Source organism: Streptomyces stelliscabiei (assembly GCF_014873495.1).
Classification (GTDB): domain Bacteria; phylum Actinomycetota; class Actinomycetes; order Streptomycetales; family Streptomycetaceae; genus Streptomyces; species Streptomyces bottropensis.
This window is the reverse complement of record NZ_JADBGF010000001.1, coordinates 3,984,651-4,005,703: the sequence shown is the minus strand read 5'-3', so window position 1 is coordinate 4,005,703 and position 21,053 is coordinate 3,984,651. Positions and strand designations below refer to the sequence as shown.

Below are 21,053 nucleotides of genomic sequence, written 5' to 3'. Positions count from 1 at the left end.
GACGGACCCCTTCTGCCTGTTCCTTCTGTTCTTCCTGCCCGTGGTCGTTCAACGCATCCGCACCGCCCGGGTCATCGCCTCCGCCGCCAGCGTGATCGCCGCCGCGCGGGTCTCCCGGCCGAGCAGCGCGGTGCGGATGGGGCCGCCCTGGGCGAGGTGGCGGTCGTAGGGGACGGGGACGACGTGGACGCCGGACTCCTTGAGGTGGGCGACGGCCGTGTCGCGGTCCAGCGTCACGTCGGGGGAGTTGGCGGTCAGCGCGACCACCGTCGAGCCGAGCGCCGAGTGCGGCAGCTGGCCGAGCCAGTCCAGGACCTGGCGGGTGCCGTTGACGCCCTCGGCGGTCATCGGCGCGACGACCACGCGCGCGTGGGCCGTGTCCATCGCCGTACGGGCCACCTCGCCGGGCAGGGTCTCGCAGTCCACCACCGTCACGGCGAAGTAGCGCCGCAGCGCGAGGGTCACGGTGCGGTACGTCCGGATGTCCAGCGGGGCCCCGACCCGGCCCTGGCTGCCGGGCAGCAGCCAGCCGCCGTCGGACACCGGCACCAGGTACCCGGTGACATCGGTGAGCTGCATCGCCGGGTTCAGGATGCGTGCCAGATCGGCCGCCGCCCAGCGCACCGAGTCGGCGCCCATCCGCACCGGGAGCGTGCCGAGGGCGGCGTCCGCCTCCATCGTGAGCACGGGGTCGTGCCGGTAGTGGTTGAACGTCCGCCCCAGCAGCGCGGCCGTCGTCGACTTACCCACCCCGCCCCGGATCGACGTCACGGCGATCACCCGCCCCGTCGTCACCGGCTGCTGCAACTCCCGCGCGATCCGGGTCTCCTCGGCCACGTCCTGCGCGGCGGAGGAGGCGAGCTTCCGGATCGAGCGCCCCGTACGCCGCACCACGGAGTCCCCGTGCTGCGGCCGCCCGAGCGCGTGCGCGAGCCGGGGGTCGATCGTGGGCACGGAGTCGGGGGCGCGCAGGGGCGTCTGCGGCACCCGCGCACCACGAGCCGCCGGCACGCCGCCCGACGCCCCGTCCCCACCGGGCGCCTCCGGCACGTCCCCGCCACCGGGCACATCGGCCGACCGCACCACGGCACCGTGCGCTCCGGCAGGGGGGCTCACGACGGGTGAGTGCGGCACGGGGGGTGTGCCGGTGGGCTGCACCGGCGGCTGTGCGTAGTGCCCTGGCTGTAGCGGCGGTGGTAGGTCGGGGTTCGGCTGCGTGGGCGGTTGCTCGACGGGTGTCACCTGTACGGGCGGCTGTACGGCGTGCCGCGGCTGTACGGGCGGCTGTACGGCGTGCCGCGGCTGTACGTGCGCCTGTACGGGCGGCTGTACGGCGTGCCCCGGCTGTACGGGCGGCTGTACGGCGTGCCCCGGCTGTACGTGCGCCTGTGCGGCGGGCGTCGGCCGGCCCGGCTGCTGCCCGAGGGGGCTCTCCTGCGAGGGCGGCCAGGCGACGTGCCCGGTCTGAACCGGCGGCTGTGCGGCGGATGCCCGCTGCACGGCGGGCACGCCCTGCCCCGGCGGCTGCGCAGCCTGCCCCGGCCGTACCGGCGGTGGTACGTCGTGCCCCGGCTCCACCGGCGGCTGCGGCTGCGCGAAGGCTGCCTGCCGCACCGCCTGCGGCCCGACCGGCACACCCTGCTCCGGCTGCCCCGCACCCGGCCTCAGTGCCTCCTCGGCCGCGGTGGCGTACCCCGGCACAGGCCGAGCGAACCCCTCGCTCCCGGCACTCTCGGCGAACCCCGGCCCCCCGGCCGCGCCAGGCACCGCCGCGTCGGACCTGCCCACCGCCCCGGGCCCGCCCGTCGGCTCGGGCCCGCCCGCCGACTCCGCCGACCCGGTCGGCTCGACCGGCTCGATCGGCACCGACCGCACCAACCTCAGCGTCGGCTCGCCCCGCCGGACGGGCGTCACCGGCGCGGCGGGGGCGGTGTTCTCGCCCCCGGGCGCCGGATCCTGCCCGCCCAGCTCGCGCAGCACATCCCGCTGCCAGTCCCCTGCCTGTGTCATGTGCGGCCCCCAGCCCCTAGGCGAACGTGTCGAGCAGTCGTCCGTACACGCCGAACACCCCGATGAGCAGCGGGAACAGAGTGATGACGCCGATGGATTCGAGGGTGTCGCCGAAACGCCGGAGCCGTACGCGTACGTGCTCGGCGGGCTGCACGGCGAGCACCAGCAGCGGAAGGGCGGCGAGCAGGACGAGGACGGCGAGCGGACCGGCCGCCCCGCCGGAGTGGTCCAGCCACGCCGAGACCAGCCGCACGGCGAGCACGGCCGCCGCGCCGAGCAGCACCACGACCTCGGCGACCAGCGGGAAGGCCCGCGCGCGCAGCGCGAGGACGACCGTGGTCACGACGGTCAGCAGCACCGTCCACCTGGTGGGCGCGCGCAGCGCGAACACTCCGGCCGCGGTCGCGGAGACGGCGAGGGTGACCGTCGCCAGCGCGAGCCCCCGGTGCGTGGCGGTGAGCGCCGCCGACACCTGGAAGCGGCTCACGGAGGTGCCGCCGGAACGCCGGTCGTCCAGCCCGGAGAGCCCCGACGCCATCAGCGCCAGCCTGGGCAGCAGCCCGAGCAGGACCACGGAGACGACCGCGAGAACGGCCCCCGCCTCGGCCTGCTCCGCCACCGTCGGCGACACCGCGCCCGACACGGCCGCGGCGACCCCGAGCCAGCAGAGCGAGATCCCGCCGAGCGCTCCCGCCCCGACCAGCCCGCCCCGCCCGAGCGGGGTGAACAGCCCGAGCAGGGCGAGCGTGCCGACCCCGGCCGTGGCGAGGGCCGCGACCTGTGCCGTCCCGGACCAGTGCTGTGCCTCCGCCGACGTCCACGCGCCGAGCAGCCCCAGCGCACCCGCCGTCGCGATCAGGGTCGTCGCCAGGCCCCGCTTCCCGGCCCGCCCGAGCAGCGCACCCGCGAGCGCGGCCACCAGCGCGACACCGAGCAGCGTGGCGGCGACCACCCCGGGCTCGTACGCGGCCCGTGCGAGGACGCCGGCGGCGAGGGCCCAGCCGGCCGTGGCGAACCCGGCGGTCACCCGGCGTGCGGCCGGCCGCCAGCGGCCGGCGCGGGCGTCGAGATCGTCGGCCGCCTCGTCCGTGACGTCGTGCACGACGGGCGCCGACGGCGCGTCCTCGGCCCGGACCAGCCGCAGCACGGCGCCGTCCGGAATGCCGGCCGACTCCAGCGTGCTGTCGTGCGCCAGCGCGGAACCGTCCGTGGTGACGAGATGCCGCAACTCCGGCCGCCCGCCCACCCGGTCGTCGAGCAGCCGCATGATCTCCGGCAGCAGCAGTCCGACCGGTTCGCGCGACGGCAGCACGAGATCCACCCGCCGCCGCTCACCGACCAGCGTGACCCGGCTGAGCGCCGTCCGCGCCCCGCCCGTGGCCTGTCCCAACGTCCCCGTAGACATCACGCGATCGAACCTATCACCGGGTAGAAGTGCTGGTCGGGGCTGTGGAAACCGCTGTGGAGACAGTGGGGGAGGGGGTGACGGACGGCTGCACCGAACCCCCGTACGGGCTCTTGCCGATGATGCGGTTCGACACGAAGGACCACCCCACACACCCCGCGCACAACACCGCCGCGATGACGATCCCGGCGAAGATCTTCCCGATCCGTTCGTCCACGGAACGCCGCTGCCGCTGCGCCCCGAACAGCAGGGCGTCCCGCAGCCGTCGACGCCGCACCGACACCGACTCCAGCAACTGGCTGTCGTAATCCTGCGCTGCCACGGCTACGGAACCCCGCTCGTCTCTCTGTCGGCCGACCGGCCGGTCAGCCGATCTGGTCGACCGCCGCGCGGGCCTTGGCCAGCGTGGACTGGGCGGTGCCGTCGTTCTGGTCGAGCGTGGTGCGCACGAGACGGATGATCTCGCGGACCTCGCCCGCCGCCTTCTTCCAGCGCTCTTCCTTGCCGTGGTAGTCGTCGGAGACGCCGTCGGCCTGGAACTCGGTCATCGCGCCCTTGACGGCGGCGTCACGGTCGCCGAGGACCCGCTCCAACTGCCCCACGATCGTGCCGAGCGCGGTCTGCACCTCGCCCGAGGCTCCGGTGTCGTACGAACGGCGGTCCTGGTTCTGCGCCATGTGGATGTCCCCCTGCTGATGCTCTCGATGGCTTATCGGGCGCCGAAGCGGGCCGCGTCGAAGTTGGCCAGGCCCATGTTCTGGTTGGCGTTGTCCTGGGACTCCACGTCACCGGTGCCGAACGCGTTGTCCATGCCCGACTGACCGCCCAGGATCGCGGCGAGCGAGCCGTTCAGATCGGCCGTGATCTCGTCCGCGCGGTTCTTGAACGAGTCGAACGCCAGCTTGCCCGCGCCGTTGAACTTGCCCTCCAGCGGTTCCGCCGCGCTGATCAGCAGCTGGATCAGTGTCCCGAGGTCGTCGCTCGATCCGAGCGTGCTCTTGCCGAGGTCCGCCAGGGTTGTCGACCCCATGTCGAACTTCACGTCGTGTCCACCCCCGTGTGTCCGGTTCACCTGCGTCCCGAACATGCTCTCCCACAACCCGTTGCACCCGCAACGAGGTTGCCGGTGAAGTGACATCATCGGGACATAATTCGAACACCCTTGTGTCGCCGACCACGTTGGCATACCAAAGAAATCTCAGGACACCGTGCAACCCTCCCCGCACTTCGCGGGTCGTATGTGGCATCAGAACGTCTCGGACGGGGGATCCGGGGGGATCGCGGGACTTCTGACGGGGAGGGAAGCCGAGGGGCCCGGTCCACTGGACCGGGCCCCTCGAAACGTCCTCACCGCCGCCCCGCACCGCCGACACTCACGTCGATGCCCGATGCCCGATGCCCGATGCCCGATGCCCGGTTCACCGGCTCAGAAGAACACCCCACACCGCAACAGCACGTTCGCGTACGGCCGCGCCTCCCCGGTCCGTACGATCAGCCGCGCACCCGCCGACAGCTCCTTCAGCTTCTCGTGGGAGACCAGTTCCAGATCGGGGAAACGGTCCTCCAGCAGCGCCGTCGCCTCCGGGTTCGCGCTCCGGACCTCGCGCGCGGCGGTCGCGCTCTCGACCACGAGTTCGTCGAGCAGCCCGTCCAGCACCTCCGCGAACGACGGCACCCCGGCCCGGAACGCCAGGTCGACCACCCGTGGCCCCTCCGGCAACGGCATCCCCGCGTCGCACACCAGCACCCCGTGCCCGTGCCCCAACTCCGCGAGGGCGCCCGCCAGATGACGGTTCAGTATCCCGGCCCGCTTCACAGCGCCGCGACCTCCTCGGCGGTCGGGAACGACACCTGCGCCCCGGCCCTGGTGACGGCCACCGCCCCCACCCGGGCCGCGTACGCGGCGGCCTCGGCCGGCTCCGCGCCCGCCCCCAGTTTCCACGCCAGCGCAGCGGTGAACGCGTCCCCGGCCCCCGTGGTGTCCACGGCCTCCACCCGCACGGCGGGCACCCGCACACTGCCCTCGGCGGTCGCGACCAACGCGCCCTGCGCGCCCAGCGTGACGACCACCGACCGCGGCCCCAGCGCCAGCAGCGCCCGCGCCCAGTCCTCCGGCGAACCCGCCAGCTCACCCCCGACGATGACCTGCGCCTCGTGTTCGTTGACGATCAGCGGATCACAGGCGGCCAGCACCTCGGCGGGCAACTCCCGGGGCGGCGACGGGTTCAGCACGAAACGCGTGCCCTCCGGCAACCGCCGCACGACCTCCACCACCGTCTCCAGCGGGATCTCCAACTGTGCCGAGACCACCCGCGAGGCCCGCAGCAGCGCGTCCGCCGCCCGCACGTCCTCGGGGGTGAGCCTGCCGTTGGCGCCCGGCGACACCACGATGCTGTTGTCGCCCGACGGGTCCACCGTGATCAGCGCGACCCCGGTGGGCGCCCCGCCGACCAGCACCCCCGCCGTGTCGACCCCGGCCGCGCGCTGCGAGTCCAGCAGCAGCCGCCCGTGGCCGTCGTCACCGACCCGCGCCAGCAGCGCCGTACGTGCCCCCAGCCGGGCCGCGGCGACGGCCTGGTTGCCGCCCTTGCCGCCCGGATGCACGGCCAGGTCGGAGCCGAGCACGGTCTCCCCGGCCCCCGGCCGCCGCTCGACACCGATCACCAGGTCGGCGTTGGCCGATCCCACGACCAGGAGGTCGTAGTCGTACATGATCCATCTCCCTGTGCAGGTGGACTGGAGCCGCCCGGCGGCCGGTCACGCCGACGGGCGGAACGATCGAAACACGCGGCGGAACCGAAGCGCCCCGAACGACCCGGCAGAACTGGCGGGCCCCGAACGACCCGGCACAACCGACGCGCCCGGAACGGCCGAGGCGGCCGGACGGGGTCACGCGCTCCCCGTCCGGCCACCGCATCGTGTCAGCCGCCGAACTCGGCCACGTTCTGCGACGTGACCACCTTCACCGGCACCATCACCGACTTCGCGACCTTCTCGCCCTCGGCGGCCTTCACCGCGTTGCGCACCGCGATCCTGCCGAGTTCGGCGGGCTGCTGGGCGACCGACGCGTACAGCGTGCCCGCCTCGACGGCCTTGAGGCCGTCGGCGGTGCCGTCGAAGCCGATGACCTGGACGGACTTTCCGGCCTTGGCGCCGAGCGCCTTGATCGCGCCGAGCGCCATCTCGTCGTTCTCCGCGAAGACCCCGTCGACGCCGGAGTTGGCCTGGAGGAGGTTCGTCATCACGTCGAGGCCCTTGGTGCGGTCCCAGTCGGCCGGCTGCTTGGCGAGGACCTTGATGCCCGGGTAGGCCTTCAGCCCCTCGGCGAAGCCGGCGCCGCGCTCCCGGCTGGCGGAGGTGCCCGCCTGGCCCTGGAGGATGACGATCTCGCCCTTGCCGCCCAGCTTCTCGGCGAGCGACCTGGCGGCCAGCTTGCCGCCGCTGACGTTGTCGGAGGCGACGAGCGCGGCCGTGTTCGCGCCGTTGACCGCCCGGTCGACGGCCACCAGCGGGATGTCCGCCTTGTTCACGGCCTTCGCCGCCGGGGTCACCGCGTCGGAGTCCACCGGGTTGACGATGATCGTGCCGAGGCCCTCGCTGGTGAAGTTCTGCAACTGGTTGGCCTGCTGCGAGGCGTCGTTCTGCGCGTCGGTGACCGACAGGTCCACGCCCAGCTTCTTCGCCTCGGCCTGCGCCCCGGCCCGGATCTGCACGAAGAACGGGTTGTTGAGCGTCGACAGCGACAGCCCGATCTTCTCGCTCTTGGCCGCCGACGACCCGCCGTGCAGGAAGGAGGTCGCGCCCACGACGGCCGCCGCGACCACCGCCGCGAGCACGTACGTCAGCGCCTGCCTGCGCCGCTCCCCGGCCCCGCCGGTACCGGCCGCGACCGGGGTCGCCCCGGCCTTGCGGCGCACCGTGTCGAGCAGCACCGCCAGCGCGATGACGACACCGATGACGACCTGCTGCCAGAACGCCGACACCGACAGCAGGTTCAGCCCGTTGCGCAGCACCGCCAGGATCAGCGCGCCGATCAGCGTCCCCGACGCCTTGCCCGTACCGCCGGCCAGCGAGGCGCCGCCGATGACGACCGCCGCGATCGCGTCCAGCTCGTAGCCCTGCGCGGCCTGCGGCTGCGCGGAGGACAGCCGGGAGGCCAGCACGATGCCCGCGGCGGCGGCGAACAGCCCGGACAGCGCGTAGATCGCCAGCTTCTGCCGCTTCACCCGCAGCCCGGACAGCCGGGCCGCCTCCTCGTTGCCGCCGATCGCGTACATGGCCCGCCCGATGTACGTACGGCCCAGGACCACGGCCGTCACACCACCCAGCACGAGCATCACCAGGACCGGCACCGGCAGCCAGCCGCCCAGGTTGTCCCCGAGGTGCGAGACCGACTCCGGGAACGCGATCGGGCTGCCCTGCGAGATCACCAGCGACAGACCGCGCCCCACCGACAGCATGGCGAGCGTCGCGATGAACGGCGGCAGCTTCCCGTACGAGATCAGGAAGCCGTTGACGAGACCGCACGCGACACCGGTGACGATCGCGAGGATCACGGCTATCAAGACCGGGACGCCCTCGGACGTGGCGCTCCAGGCCAGCACGGTGGCCGACAGGGCCGCCACCGAGCCCACCGACAGGTCGATGCCCGCCGAGACGATCACGAAGGTCACACCGAACGCCAGGATCGCCGTGACCGCGGCCTGGACGCCGATGTTCAGCAGGTTGTCGGCCGTCAGGAAGTCGCCGGAGAGCACCGACATGGCGACGACGAGGACGATGAGCGCGGTCAGCGCGCCGTTGTCGAGCAGGAGCCGGCGAAGCCCCGACGTTCCCGAGGCGCTACGCGCGCCCCGCGTGCTCTTGAGCGTGTCAGCGGCCACCGGGGGCCTCCGTTTCCGTCGCAAGGGTGGTGGGGTTCGAGACGGCGAGCGCCATCACGGTGTCCTGGGTGGCCTCGGCGGCGGCGAGTTCGCCCGCGATCCGCCCCTGGGCCATGACCAGCACCCGGTCGCTCATGCCGAGCACCTCGGGCAGGTCACTGGAGATCATCAGTACGGCGGCACCGGCGGCCGTCAGTTCGTTGACCAGCTCGTAGATCTCGACCTTCGCGCCGACGTCGATGCCGCGCGTCGGCTCGTCGAGGATCAGCACGCGGGTGTCCGCGAGCAGCCACTTGCCGATGACGACCTTCTGCTGGTTGCCGCCGGAGAGGGTGCGCACCTGCTGGTGCAGCCCGGCCATCCGGACCCCGAGCCGCTCGGCGACCCGGGCCGCGTTCTCCCGCTGCCCCTTCAGGTCGACGAACCCGCCCCTGGTCGCGCCCCGCAGGGTCACCAGTCCGAGGTTCTCCTCGACGGAGGCGTCCAGCAGCAGCCCCTGGCCCTTGCGGTCCTCGGGCACGAGCCCGATCCCGGCGGCCAGGGCGGCGCCCACGTCGTCCTTGGGAACAGCGCAACCGCCGACGCGCACGGCCCCCTGGTCGTACGCGTCGGCGCCGAACACGGCCCGCACGACCTCCGTACGACCGGCGCCCACGAGCCCCGCGATGCCGACGACCTCACCGGCCCGCACCTCGAAGCTCACGTCGTGGAACACGCCGTCCCGCGTCAGCCCCTCGACGACGAGCAACGCCTCCCCGGCGCCGGAGTCGCCCCGCTGCCGCGGGTACTGCTGCTCGATGGAGCGCCCGACCATGAGCCGTACCAGCTCGTCCTCGGGCGTGGAGGCGGGCACCTGCCCGACGCTCCTGCCGTCCCGGATGACGGTCACCCGGTCACCCAGGGCGGCGATCTCCTCCAGATGATGGGTGATGAAGACGACGCCCACCCCGTCCTCGCGCAGCCGGCGCACGATCGCGAAGAGCTTCTCGACCTCCTCGGTCGTCAGCACGGCGGTCGGCTCGTCCATGATCAGCACGCGCGCGTCGAGACTCAGCGCCTTCGCGATCTCGACCATCTGCAGCCGGGCGATGCCGAGTTCACGCACCCGCGCGCGGGGCGACACCTTCACCCCGACCCGCTCCAGCAGTTCGGCGGCGTCGGCCTCCATCCGCTTCCGGTCGATCATCCCGAAGCGGCGCGGCTGCCGCCCGAGGAAGATGTTCTCGGCGACGGTCAGATCGGGCACCAGGTTGAACTCCTGGTAGATGGTGGCGATCCCGAGCCGCTCGGAGTCCTGCGCACCGTGGATGCGCACCTCCTCGCCCCGGGCCAGGATCCGTCCCGCGTCGGGTGTGTAGGCGCCGGAGAGCATCTTGATGAGCGTGCTCTTGCCCGCGCCGTTCTCCCCGAGCAGGACGTGCACCTCGCCCCGGCGCAGATCGAAGTCGACGCCGTCCAGCGCGACCACCCCGGGGAAGGTCTTCCGGATGCCTTCGATGCGCAGCAACTCGTCCGGGTCGCTCACGACGTGCTCCTGTTCGTCACGGGGGACGGCTCTGAGGGAGTGGACTCGCCGCACGACAGACGTACGACGAGACGTGCGGGGAGGGTGACGGACTGCGGAGGCCGCCCCTCGATGCGGTCGACGAGCGCGCGGACGGCGGCCCGCCCCAGCTCGCCCGTCGGCTGGGCGACCGCCGTGATCGGCGGATCGGTGTGCACGAACCACGGGATGTCGTCGAAGGCGGCCAGCCCGATGTCCTCGGGAACCCGCAGCCCACGCGCGCGGACGGCGTCCAGCGCGCCCAGCGCCATCAGGTTGTCCGTCGCGAACACGACCCGGGGCGGCTCGGGCAGGTCGAGGAACCCCTCGGTGACCCGCCGCCCGCTCTCGGCCTGGAAGTCGCCCTGCCCGATGTAGGCGTCCGGCAGCGGCAGCCCGTGCTCGGCGAGGGCCTCCCGGAACGCCTCCACACGCTCCCGCCCGGTGGTGGTCGCGGCCGGACCGGCGATGATCGCGAGCCGCCGGTGCCCGAGCCCGTGCAGATGCGCGACGAGGTCCCGCACGGCCGCCCGCCCGTCGGAGCGCACCACCGGTACGTCCACCCCCGGGATCCACCGGTCCACGAACACCATCGGCGTCCCGGCCCGCACGGCGTCCAGCATCAGCGGCGAGCCCCCGTCGGTCGGCGACACGAGCAGCCCGTCGATCCGCCGGTCCAGCAGGGTCCGTACGTGGTGGTCCTGCAGCTCGGGCCGTTCGTCGGCGTTCCCGATGATCACGCTGTACCCGAGCGCCCGCGCCTCTTCCTCGACGGACCGCGCCAGCTCCGTGAAGTAGGGGTTCATCACGTCACTGATGACCAGTCCGAGGGTGTGGGTCTGGTCCGTCCGCAACGACCGGGCGACGGCGTTCGGCCGGTACCCCAGCACGGCCACGGCGGCCCTCACCCGCGTACGCGCGTCCTCACTGACCGACGGATGGTCGTTCAGGACCCGCGACACCGTGGCGACGGACACCCCCGCCTCGGCCGCGACGTCCTTGATGCTCGCCATCGCCGCTCCACCTCCTCGTGGAATCGATTACATCGAGGTCATGAAGGATTGGAATCGATTCCACGGGGATGGGCAAGGGGGTGGCGATGGCCGAAATTGAATCGTGACCGAGGTGCGGTGGCTGACCGGGTTCTCCCGGGAGGTGTCTCCTCTGCGCACCGTCGACAGGGGCGGACGCGGCACCGAGGCAGTGCGCTTCTTCGGTGCGGCCACTGAACGGACGACGCCGACGGGGTGCGCGAGGCACGAGGCTCCTGTGCCCGTCGGGGGACTCGCCCCCCGGGCACAGGAGCCCGGCACCAGGATCCGGATCAGCCGGTCAACTCGGCGCGGTGCGCGGTGAAGTAGTCGACGACGGGGGTGGCCGGCCGGCCGGTGAGCCGTTCGACGGTGTGGGTGGTGATGTCGTACCAGCCGTCGCGTTTCGCCCTGCCGGCGGCGCTCCACGCGTGGGCGAAGTGTTCGGGGAACCCCTGGTCCATGAGTCGCCGGGGGTGTACGTCGTCGGAGACCTCCTCGTGGCGTACCCGGCGGCCGGTGGCCTCGGACAGCGCGGCGGCGATGTCGGCGTCGGTCACCGCCTCCGGCCCGGTGACCTCCAGGATCTCTCCCTGGCTGCCGCCCTCGGCCAGGACGGCGGCGGCCACCGCGGCGCTGTCGTCGCGGGTGAGGTGGCCGATACGTCCGTCCCGGCTGTTGCTGGGCAGGACCCCGGTGGCCACGGCCCGAGGGGCCACTCCGACCAGGTTCAGCATCTCGGCCCACACGTTGAAGCGCAGCACGGTGAACGGTAATCCGGATTCCGCCAGCAGCCGTTCGGTGGCCCCGTAGTCGGGGACGAGGGGATTGGGGTGGCCCGGGTCGCCGGCGCGCGTGATCGAGGTGAAGAGGACGTGGCCCACGCCCGCCTGCACGGCGGCGTCGATCGCCCGGACGTGCTTGGGCAGCCGGTCGTCGGTCCCGATGCTGATGATCAGCAGCCGTTCCACACCGTCGAGGGCCCGGACCAGCGCGTCCGGTTCGTCGAAGTCGGCATGGCGAGCGCGTACGCCCAGGTCGGCGCTCGTGTCCGGAGTGCGGGACAACGCCAGGACGCGGGCGGCGTCGGTGCGTTGGACGAGATGACGGACGGTCGAGCTGCCCAGCTTCCCCGAGGCTCCGCTCACTGCGATCAAGAAAGGCTCCTCTGTCGTGTGTGTAGCCTGAGGATCAGTGATGGCGTGCTGGTCTCGTAAGAAGGCACATTGATGTCACCCCTCCACGGAACTTCGGCGGACGAACCCTTCGGCGGCGTCACGGTGCCGGTCACGGTCGCTGACCACGAGGGGTGTCCGGCGACGGTGCTGCTGCGCCGGATCGGCGACAAATGGAGCCCTGTGCTGCTGTCGTTGCTGGCGGAGCGCAGTTACGGCTTCAACGAGCTCGACAGGTCGGTCCAGGGCCTCAGCCGCCGCATGCTGGTGCGTACTCTGCGGTCGCTGGAGCGCGAAGGACTCATCAGCCGGACCCTTCACGCCGACATCCCCCCACGGGCCGAGTACGCGCTGACGGACCTGGGGCGTTCACTGCGGGAACTGCTGGTCACGATCGGACAATGGGCCGTCACCCACGAGGCCGACGTGCTGGCGGCACGCGCCCGGTACGACGCCGCCGACTAGGCCGCCGCCAGCTCGCACCACACGTACTTGCCCCGCTCGCCGAACCTGGCCGACGGCATCCATCCCCAGTGCGGCGTGCACGCCACGACGAGCCCCAACCCCCGCCCGTCCTCCCGCTCGCCCACCGCGTCCAACGGCTCCGGCGGTCGCGGCGGTTCGGGGTCGGCGTCCCACGCCCCGATCCACACCACCCCCTCCGCGGACCGCCGCACCCGCAGCGCGGCGGGCCCCTTCGTGTGCCGTACGGCATTGGAGATCAACTCCGCCGCGAGCAGCTCCGCCGTGTCCACCAGCCCGATGAGCCCGTGCAGGGTGAGGATCAGCCGCAGGGTGCGGCGGCAGACGGTCACGGCTCTGAGGTCGTTGGGGATCTGGAGGGTGTAGTCCCAGGTTTCGGGCATGGGTCGTCAACTCCGTTGCGGTGAGGGGAATTTCGGGCGCGGTGGCATTGCCGACGTGGCCATGCGTGGCGGATCGGTGCGCTTCCGTACCGTGTTCGTAGCGTCACTGACGGTATGGGTAACGTGTAACCCGAAGCAAGCCGGTCGCGAGATCCGGCCCCGAAAGAGGAGGACTGCACATGGTCCAGCGGAGCGAACCGACGGCCAGGCAGGTGCGTCTGGGCACCGAACTGCGGAGGCTTCGTGAGACCGCCGGCCTGACAACCGTGCAGGCGGCGGCGCTTCTTGGGGCGAACAGGGTGCAGATCAGCCACATCGAGCTGGGGCTCATCGGAGTGAGCGAAGAGCGGCTGCGCCGGCTCGCTTCGCATTACGCCTGCACCGACACGCAGTTCATCGATGCCCTGGTGGCCATGGCCGGGGACAGGTCGCGGGGTTGGTGGGAGGAGTACCGGGGACTGTTGCCCACGTCGTTCCTGGATCTCGCCGAGTTGGAACATCACGCCGAGTTCTTGCGGGAAGTGGCGATCCTGTATGTCCCGGGCATGCTCCAGACGGAGGACTACGCGCGCTCGGTCTTCTCGTCCAGAGTCCCCGAACTCACGGACTCCGAGCTTGAGTTGCGTGTCCGTCACCGACTCGCGCGCCAGCGGTCCGTGATCCCGTACGAGTTGGTGATCCATGAGGCGGCCTTGCGCATCAGAGTCGGCGACCGTGCCGCCTCCCGTGCTCAACTCGCCAAGCTCCTCGGTCGCTCCGAAGCGGATCACATCGTCGTGCGCGTCATCCCCTTCGACCTGGACGGCTTTGCCCGAGCGGCCAGCACCATGACGTACGCGGGCGGATCTGTGCCCCGACTCGACACTGTGGTGAGAGACGTGCCCACCGGCTCGGCGTTCATCGACTCCGAAGCACAGCTCAACGCCTTCCGAACACGCTTCCTTAAGGTGGAAGCCGTGTCGCTCGACCCCGATCGGTCGCGCGACTTCATCGATCGGCTGGCGAAAGAGCTGTGAGGCGCCTCATGTGCAACTGGCGGAAGTCGTCCTACTCCGGCCCGGACGACGGCAACGCCTGCGTCGAGATAGCCCCCACCCCCACCCGCATAGCCGTCCGCGACTCCAAAACCCCGTCCCGTGCCACCCTCACCTTCTCCGCCCCCGCCTTCGCCTCCTTCCTCGAAGCACTCAAGACCCGTTCCCGGGACTGATCCGCCCCCGGCTGTCGTACCCCACCGGTACCGTCGGATCATGGCTCAGCAGGCGGGAAACCCCCCGGGCGAACGACGTCTCGCCGTACTCGAAGGCGTCCTGGAACGCGTCACGTACGCCAACGAGGACAACGGCTACACGGTCGCGCGCGTGGACACCGGCCGCGGCGGCGGCGATCTCCTCACCGTCGTCGGCGCGCTGCTCGGCGCCCAGGTCGGGGAGTCCCTGCGCATGGAGGGCCGCTGGGGCTCACATCCGCAGTACGGCAAGCAGTTCACGGTGGAGAACTACACCACCGTCCTCCCGGCCACCGTCCAGGGAATCCGCCGCTACCTCGGATCGGGCCTGGTCAAGGGCATCGGCCCGGTCTTCGCCGACCGCATCACCCAGCACTTCGGCCTGGACACGCTCCAGATCATCGAGGAGGAGCCGAAGCGCCTCATCGAGGTCCCCGGCCTCGGCCCCAAGCGCACCAAGAAGATCGCCGACGCCTGGGAGGAACAGAAGGCGATCAAGGAGGTCATGCTCTTCCTCCAGACCGTCGAGGTGTCCACGTCCATCGCGGTGCGCATCTACAAGAAGTACGGCGACGCCTCGATCGGCGTGGTGAAGAACCAGCCCTACCGCCTGGCGTCCGACGTCTGGGGCATCGGCTTCCTGACCGCCGACCGGATCGCCCAGTCCGTCGGCATCCCCCACGACAGCCCCGAGCGCGTCAAGGCGGGCCTGCAGTACGCCCTTTCGCAGGCCACCGACCAGGGCAACTGCTACCTCCCCGAGGAGCGGCTGATCGCCGACGCGGTCAAACTCCTCCAGGTCGACACGGGCCTGGTCATCGAGTGCCTGGCCGAACTCGCCCTGCCCGACGAGGAATCCGGCGAACCCGGCGTCGTACGGGAGAAGGTCCCCGGCCAGGACGGCGGCGACCCGGTCACCGCGATCTACCTGGTCCCCTTCCACCGCGCCGAACTCTCCCTCTCCGCCCAGCTGCTGCGCCTCCTGCGCACGGACGAGGACCGGATGCCCGGCTTCCACGACGTGGCCTGGGACAAGGCGCTGACCTGGCTGAGGGGGCGTACGGGCGCGGAGCTGGCCCCCGAGCAGGAGGCGGCCGTACGCCTCGCCCTGACCGAGAAGGTCGCCGTGCTCACCGGCGGCCCCGGCTGCGGCAAGTCCTTCACCGTCCGCTCGATCGTGGAGCTGGCCCGCGCCAAGAAGGCGAAGGTCGCGCTGGCGGCCCCCACCGGCCGCGCCGCCAAGCGTCTGGCCGAGCTGACCGGCGCCGACGCCTCCACCGTCCACCGCCTGCTGGAGCTGAAGCCCGGCGGCGACGCGGCCTACGACAGGGACCGCCCTCTGGACGCCGACCTGGTGGTCGTCGACGAGGCCTCCATGCTGGACCTCCTGCTGGCCAACAAGCTGGTGAAGGCGGTGGCGCCGGGGGCGCACCTCCTCTTCGTCGGAGACGTCGACCAGCTTCCCAGCGTCGGCGCCGGAGAGGTCCTGCGTGATCTGCTGGCCGACGGCAGCCCGATCCCGGCGGTCCGGCTCACCAAGGTCTTCCGCCAGGCCCAGCAGTCCGGTGTGGTGACCAACGCGCACCGGATCAACTCGGGACAGCACCCGGTCACCGAGGGCATGAAGGACTTCTTCCTCTTCGTCGAGGACGAGACGGAGGAGGCCGGCCGGCTCACCGTGGACGTGGCGGCCCGTCGCATTCCGGCCAGGTTCGGGCTCGACCCGCGCCGGGACGTACAGGTCCTGGCACCCATGCACCGGGGCCCGGCGGGCGCGGGCAACCTCAACGGCCTGCTCCAGCAGGCCATCACCCCGGCCCGCCCCGACCTGGCCGAGAAGCGGTTCGGCGGCCGGGTCTTCCGCGTCGGCGACAAGGTCACCCAGATCCGCAACAACTACGACAAGGGCGAGAATGGCGTCTTCAACGGCACCGTCGGCGTCGTCACCGCGCTCGACCCGGTCGACCAGAAGCTGACGGTCCTGACCGACGAGGACGAGGAGGTGGGGTACGAGTTCGACGAACTGGACGAGCTGGCGCACGCCTACGCGGTGACGATCCACCGGTCCCAGGGCAGCGAGTACCCGGCCGTGGTGATCCCCGTCACCACGGGGGCCTGGATGATGCTCCAGCGCAATCTGCTCTATACGGCGGTGACCAGGGCGAAGAAACTGGTGGTCCTCGTCGGCTCCCGCAAGGCCATAGGCCAGGCGGTCCGCACGGTCTCCGCGGGCCGGCGGTGCACGGCTCTCGACTTCCGGCTCGCACCACGGGTTTTGTAGCCGTGGGCGGCCTTGGGGGGAACCTCTCGCGCCGTTCCGGCGACCCGTGAGTGAAATTTGATCGATCAAACGAGTCGTAAAGGTCACACAGCCCTTCCGGATGGCGGACGGAGGGGGCAGGATGGGCAAGTTGGCGGCACTCAGTGCCGCCGATGGGCCCGATGGTCGACCCCGAGTGCACTCTCCAGAGCCAATTGGGGGATGGTAGAGACAGTCAGGGCACCTCGAAGAAGAGGCACTACGTCGGTGAGGGATGACGTGAGCGACAACTCTGTAGTACTGCGGTACGGCGACGGCGAGTACACCTACCCGGTGATCGACAGCACCGTCGGCGACAAGGGCTTCGACATCGGGAAGCTCCGGGCCCAGACCGGTCTGGTCACCCTGGACAGCGGCTACGGGAACACCGCCGCCTATAAATCCGCCGTCACGTATCTCGACGGTGAGCAGGGCATCCTTCGGTACCGCGGCTACCCGATCGAGCAGCTGGCCGAGCGCTCCACCTTCCTGGAGGTGGCGTACCTGCTGATCAACGGCGAGCTTCCGACCGTCGACGAGCTCTCCACGTTCCAGAACGAGATCACGCAGCACACCCTGCTGCACGAGGACGTCAAGAACTTCTACCGGGGCTTCCCCCGGGACGCCCACCCGATGGCGATGCTGTCCTCCGTGGTCAGCGCCCTGTCGACGTTCTACCAGGACAGCCACAACCCGTTCGACGAGCGGCAGCGCAACCTCTCCACGATCCGCCTGCTCGCCAAGCTGCCGACCATCGCGGCGTACGCGTACAAGAAGTCGATCGGTCACCCGTTCGTCTACCCGCGCAACGACCTCGGTTACGTCGAGAACTTCCTGCGCATGACCTTCTCGGTCCCGGCCCAGGAGTACGACCTGGACCCGGTCGTCGTCTCCGCGCTCGACAAGCTCCTCATCCTGCACGCGGACCACGAGCAGAACTGCTCGACGTCCACGGTCCGTCTGGTCGGCTCCTCGCAGGCGAACATGTTCGCCTCGATCTCCGCCGGCATCTCCGCGCTGTGGGGCCCGCTGCACGGCGGCGCGAACCAGTCCGTCCTGGAGATGCTGGAGGGCATCCAGGCCAACGGCGGCGATGTCGACTCCTTCATCCGCAAGGTGAAGAACAAGGAGGACGGCGTCCGCCTGATGGGCTTCGGCCACCGGGTGTACAAGTCCTTCGACCCGCGCGCCAAGATCATCAAGGCCGCCGCGCACGACGTCCTCTCCGCCCTCGGCAAGTCCGACGAGCTGCTGGACATCGCGCTGAAGCTGGAGGAGCACGCGCTCTCCGACGACTACTTCGTCTCGCGCAACCTCTACCCGAACGTGGACTTCTACACGGGTCTGATCTACCGCGCCATGGGCTTCCCGACCGAGATGTTCACGGTCCTCTTCGCCCTCGGCCGCCTCCCCGGCTGGATCGCCCAGTGGCACGAGATGATCAAGGAGCCCGGCTCCCGCATCGGCCGCCCGCGCCAGATCTACACGGGCGTGGTCGAGCGCGACTTCGTGCCGGTCGAGGGTCGCTGAACCGAGTACGCGTAGCAGAGGGGTCCGTGCGGAGAGCCGTCCGTACGGGCCCACTGCTTTGCCCGGCCGTCCCGCTACGGAAGAGGGCGCCCTACGGCGAGTGAGCCGAAGGGGCGCGCCTGTGTCGAGAGCGCGAGCGCGCGGAGGCCCCGACGAAGGAGGGGTCGAGCACGGTCGCGCTCTCGACACAGGCTTCTGCGCCCCGGAGGCGAACCGAGCCCCAAAAAAAGAGATGAGAGAAGGCGCCCTGCAACGCTGGTCCCCCCACGGGCCGGCGAGCAGGGCGCCTTCCCATGTCCCGGTGCGGATTCCCCCCACGGGATCCGGCCGGGCGTCTGGTGGACCAGCGCCTGAATCGCTGAGCAGAACGAGCAGAACTCGGCCTACTTGTATGTAGCTGTTGTGCGGCGGTGTGCGGTCTGCCGGGACGCGTACGTACGGGAGGGCCGCTCAAAGCTCCCCGGTGCACGAGCCCCGGCAACGCAATTCCGGGAACGTCCCCCAAGACATCCCCAGATGCCAGTCACGCCCCCCAAGACGCTTCTGACATCGCCAACTTAGACTCACGAACCCCTTCGGTGGTTACGTTCACACCACTGTGATCTGCGTCTCCCGCCGTATCGCCTGAAGATACGCAAGAGGCACGAATCGGTGATCGAGGCCCCAGCGTAAGGATGATGCGCGAGCCTTGTGAAGAGCTTATGTGAGGCTGCTTCCGGACTCTAGAGGGACTTTTGCCCGGCGGTCATGAAAATGTCCTGAGTCGCAAGCTGTTCGTTACCACGAAAACGGACGAAAAGGCCATAGTCGCCCCCGCGATCATCGGGTTGAGCAATCCGGCGGCGGCCAGCGGCAGTGCCGCGACGTTGTAGCCGAAGGCCCAGGCCAGATTGCCCTTGATCGTGGAGAGGGTGCGCCGCGACAGCCGGATCGCGTCGGCGGCCGCGCGAAGGTCCCCGCGGACGAGCGTCAGGTCCCCGGCCTCGATCGCCGCGTCGGTCCCCGTGCCCAGGGCGAGCCCCAGGTCGGCGGCGGCCAGCGCTGCCGCGTCGTTGACCCCGTCCCCGACCATCGCGACCGTACGGCCCTCGCTCTGGAGTCGCCGTACGACGTCGACCTTGTCCTCGGGCAGCACCTCGGCGATCACGTGCTCGGGGGAGATGCCGACCGCGGCGGCCACGGACCGGGCCACCCGCTCGTTGTCGCCCGTGAGCAGGACCGGGGTGAGTCCGAGCGCCCGCAGGCGCCGTACGGCCTCGGCGCTGGTCTCCTTGATCGCGTCGGCGACCGTGACGACACCGAGTGCCACGCCGTCGCGGGTGACCACGACCGCCGTGCGGCCCGCGGCCTCGGCGGCCTCCTTGGCGTCTCTCAGGGGCTCGGGGAGCGGTCCGTCGAGGATCCGGCCCACCTGGACGGTGCGGCCCTCCACGCGGCCGCGTACGCCCTTTCCGGGCAGGTTCTCGAAGTGGTCCACGGGCGGGAGCGCGCCCAGGCGGTCCTCGGCGCCCGCGGCGATCGCCCGGCCCACCGGATGTTCGGAGGCGTGTTCGACGGCGCCCGCGAGGCGGAGCAGGTCCTCCTCGGTGACGCCCTCGGCGGCATGAGCACTCAGGAGCGTCATCCGGCCCGTGGTGACGGTGCCGGTCTTGTCCAGGACGACGGTGTCGACGCGGCGGGTGGACTCCAGGACCTCGGGGCCCTTGATCAGGATGCCGAGCTGGGCGCCCCGGCCGGTGCCGACCAGTAGGGCGGTCGGGGTGGCGAGGCCGAGCGCGCACGGGCAGGCGATGATCAGCACCGCGACGGCGGCGGTGAAGGCGGCGGTGGTGTCGTCCGTGGCGCCGAGCCAGGCGCCGAAGGTGGCGATCGCGATCAACAGGACGACGGGGACGAACACCGCCGAGATCCGGTCGGCGAGCCGCTGTGCCTCCGCCTTGCCGTTCTGCGCGTCCTCCACCAGCCGGGCCATCCGGGCCAGCTGGGTGTCCGCGCCGACCCGGGTGGCCTCGACGACCAGCCGGCCCCCGGCGTTCACGGTCGCACCCGTGACGGTGTCCCCGGCCGTCACGTCCACCGGCACCGACTCGCCGGTGAGCATGGACGCGTCGACGGCGGAGGCGCCCTCGACGACGGTCCCGTCGGTGGCGAACTTCTCCCCGGGGCGTACGACGAAGCGGTCGCCGACGGCCAGGTCCGCCACCGGGATCCGCACCTCGCGCCCCTCGCGGAGCACCGAGACGTCCTTGGCGCCCAGCGTCAGCAGCGCCCTGAGCGCGGCGCCCGCGCGACGCTTGGAGCGGGCCTCCAGATAGCGGCCGAGCAGGATGAACGCCACCACTCCGGCGGCCACTTCGAGGTAGATCGCCGACGAGGCCGACGCGCGCGCCTCGGCGCCGCTCCGCAGCGCGGTGAGGGTGAAGCCGTGCCGCATGCCCGGCATGCCCGCGTGCCCCAGGAAGAGGGCCCACAGGGACCAGCCGAAGGCGGCGAGCGTGCCGACGGAGACGAGGGTGTCCATCGTGGCCGCGCCGTGCCGGAGGTTGGTGAACGCGGCCCGGTGGAACGGCAGCCCGCCCCACACGACGACCGGCGCGGCGAGCGTCAGCGAGAGCCACTGCCAGTTGTCGAACTGCAGGGCGGGGACCATGGACATGAGGATCACGGGCACCGCGAGCAGCGTGGAGACGGAGAGCCGCTGCCGCAGGGCGGCGAGTTCGGGGTCGTCGCCGTCCTGGTCGCCGGCGTCCTCGCCGCTTCCGGAGGCCGTCGCCGGAGCCGGGGCGGCCACCGGGGGAGCCGGGGGCGGTGGCTCCTTCGCCGTGTAGCCCGTCTTCACGACCGTGGCGATCAGGTCGGCGACCTCGATCCCCTCGGCGTACGCGACCTTGGCCTTCTCGGTCGCGTAGTTCACCGAGGCGGTGACCCCGGCCAGGCGGTTGAGCTTCTTCTCGACGCGGGCCGCGCAGGAGGCGCAGGTCATCCCGCCGATGGCCAGCTCGACCTCGTGGACGGGCCCGCTCGCCGGGGCTGTTGCGGTGGTGCTCGTCATGTCCGTGCCCGTGACGTCCGTACCGTGGCCG

18 protein-coding genes are annotated in these 21,053 nt (G+C 71.3%); 5 read left to right on the top strand and 13 right to left on the bottom strand.

From position 1 onward, the window contains the following. Positions 1-48: 48 nt before the first annotated feature. From H4687_RS17700 to H4687_RS17650, 11 genes are all read right to left on the bottom strand, one after another. On the bottom strand, positions 49-2,010 hold the full coding sequence (locus tag H4687_RS17700) for a hypothetical protein (RefSeq protein ID WP_079028245.1): 1,962 nt from the start codon (positions 2,008-2,010) through the stop codon (positions 49-51). A gap of 16 nt (positions 2,011-2,026) precedes the next feature. Then, positions 2,027-3,415 (bottom strand): type VII secretion integral membrane protein EccD, encoded by a 1,389-nt coding sequence (gene eccD / locus H4687_RS17695; RefSeq protein WP_050398195.1) that lies wholly within the window; start codon positions 3,413-3,415, stop codon positions 2,027-2,029. Positions 3,416-3,431: 16 nt separating this feature from the next. After that, positions 3,432-3,737 carry a hypothetical protein gene (locus H4687_RS17690; RefSeq protein WP_078907139.1) on the bottom strand — a complete coding sequence of 102 codons (306 nt, stop codon included), beginning with the start codon at positions 3,735-3,737 and terminating at the stop codon, positions 3,432-3,434. Positions 3,738-3,780: 43 nt separating this feature from the next. Beyond that, positions 3,781-4,092: a pore-forming ESAT-6 family protein gene (locus H4687_RS17685; RefSeq protein WP_046917431.1), complete on the bottom strand. Its 312-nt coding sequence runs from the start codon at positions 4,090-4,092 to the stop codon at positions 3,781-3,783. A gap of 32 nt (positions 4,093-4,124) precedes the next feature. Beyond that, the gene (locus H4687_RS17680) at positions 4,125-4,457 is read right to left on the bottom strand and encodes a hypothetical protein (protein WP_013003453.1); all 333 of its coding nucleotides are present in this window, start codon (positions 4,455-4,457) and stop codon (positions 4,125-4,127) included. A 384-nt stretch (positions 4,458-4,841) separates the two neighbouring features. After that, complete coding sequence (gene rbsD, locus H4687_RS17675) at positions 4,842-5,231, bottom strand: D-ribose pyranase (protein WP_046917430.1); 390 nt, start codon at positions 5,229-5,231, stop codon at positions 4,842-4,844. Next, the gene (locus tag H4687_RS17670) at positions 5,228-6,127 is read right to left on the bottom strand and encodes a ribokinase (RefSeq protein WP_046917429.1); all 900 of its coding nucleotides are present in this window, start codon (positions 6,125-6,127) and stop codon (positions 5,228-5,230) included. Before H4687_RS17670 ends, rbsD begins: the two co-directional genes overlap by 4 nt. A gap of 209 nt (positions 6,128-6,336) precedes the next feature. After that, complete coding sequence (locus tag H4687_RS17665; protein ID WP_046917428.1) at positions 6,337-8,298, bottom strand: ABC transporter permease/substrate-binding protein; 1,962 nt, start codon at positions 8,296-8,298, stop codon at positions 6,337-6,339. Further along, positions 8,288-9,823: a sugar ABC transporter ATP-binding protein gene (locus H4687_RS17660; protein WP_046917427.1), complete on the bottom strand. Its 1,536-nt coding sequence runs from the start codon at positions 9,821-9,823 to the stop codon at positions 8,288-8,290. The genes H4687_RS17665 and H4687_RS17660 overlap by 11 nt, the downstream gene beginning before the upstream one ends. After that, a complete protein-coding gene (locus tag H4687_RS17655; protein WP_046917426.1) occupies positions 9,820-10,854 on the bottom strand; it encodes a LacI family DNA-binding transcriptional regulator in 1,035 nt (344 codons plus the stop codon). Before H4687_RS17655 ends, H4687_RS17660 begins: the two co-directional genes overlap by 4 nt. A 311-nt stretch (positions 10,855-11,165) precedes the next feature. Then, positions 11,166-12,020, bottom strand: a complete 855-nt coding sequence (locus tag H4687_RS17650; RefSeq protein ID WP_233443365.1) for an NAD(P)H-binding protein — start codon at positions 12,018-12,020, stop codon at positions 11,166-11,168. An 81-nt stretch (positions 12,021-12,101) separates the two neighbouring features. Between H4687_RS17650 and H4687_RS17645 the strand changes: the two genes are divergently transcribed. Further along, the gene (locus tag H4687_RS17645) at positions 12,102-12,512 is read left to right on the top strand and encodes a winged helix-turn-helix transcriptional regulator (protein ID WP_050398197.1); all 411 of its coding nucleotides are present in this window, start codon (positions 12,102-12,104) and stop codon (positions 12,510-12,512) included. Here H4687_RS17645 and H4687_RS17640 read toward each other — a convergent pair. Continuing rightward, entirely contained in the window at positions 12,509-12,913 is a 405-nt protein-coding gene (locus H4687_RS17640; RefSeq protein ID WP_046917424.1) for an ATP-binding protein, read from the bottom strand. The two genes, H4687_RS17645 and H4687_RS17640, sit on opposite strands and share 4 nt — an antisense overlap. Positions 12,914-13,092: 179 nt before the next feature. Between H4687_RS17640 and H4687_RS17635 the strand changes: the two genes are divergently transcribed. The 4 genes from H4687_RS17635 (at position 13,093) to H4687_RS17620 (ending at position 17,970) form a co-directional block, all read left to right on the top strand. After that, the gene (locus H4687_RS17635; protein ID WP_046917423.1) at positions 13,093-13,929 is read left to right on the top strand and encodes a helix-turn-helix domain-containing protein; all 837 of its coding nucleotides are present in this window, start codon (positions 13,093-13,095) and stop codon (positions 13,927-13,929) included. Positions 13,930-13,937: 8 nt separating this feature from the next. Beyond that, positions 13,938-14,123: a DUF397 domain-containing protein gene (locus tag H4687_RS17630; protein ID WP_046917422.1), complete on the top strand. Its 186-nt coding sequence runs from the start codon at positions 13,938-13,940 to the stop codon at positions 14,121-14,123. A 40-nt stretch (positions 14,124-14,163) separates the two neighbouring features. Then, entirely contained in the window at positions 14,164-16,422 is a 2,259-nt protein-coding gene (gene recD2, locus H4687_RS17625; RefSeq protein ID WP_046917421.1) for an SF1B family DNA helicase RecD2, read from the top strand. A 258-nt stretch (positions 16,423-16,680) separates the two neighbouring features. Continuing rightward, on the top strand, positions 16,681-17,970 hold the full coding sequence (locus tag H4687_RS17620; protein ID WP_046917420.1) for a citrate synthase: 1,290 nt from the start codon (positions 16,681-16,683) through the stop codon (positions 17,968-17,970). Between the two features lie 745 nt (positions 17,971-18,715). Here H4687_RS17620 and H4687_RS17615 read toward each other — a convergent pair. Continuing rightward, entirely contained in the window at positions 18,716-21,022 is a 2,307-nt protein-coding gene (locus H4687_RS17615) for a heavy metal translocating P-type ATPase (RefSeq protein WP_050398198.1), read from the bottom strand. Between the last annotated feature and the right edge of the window lie 31 nt (positions 21,023-21,053).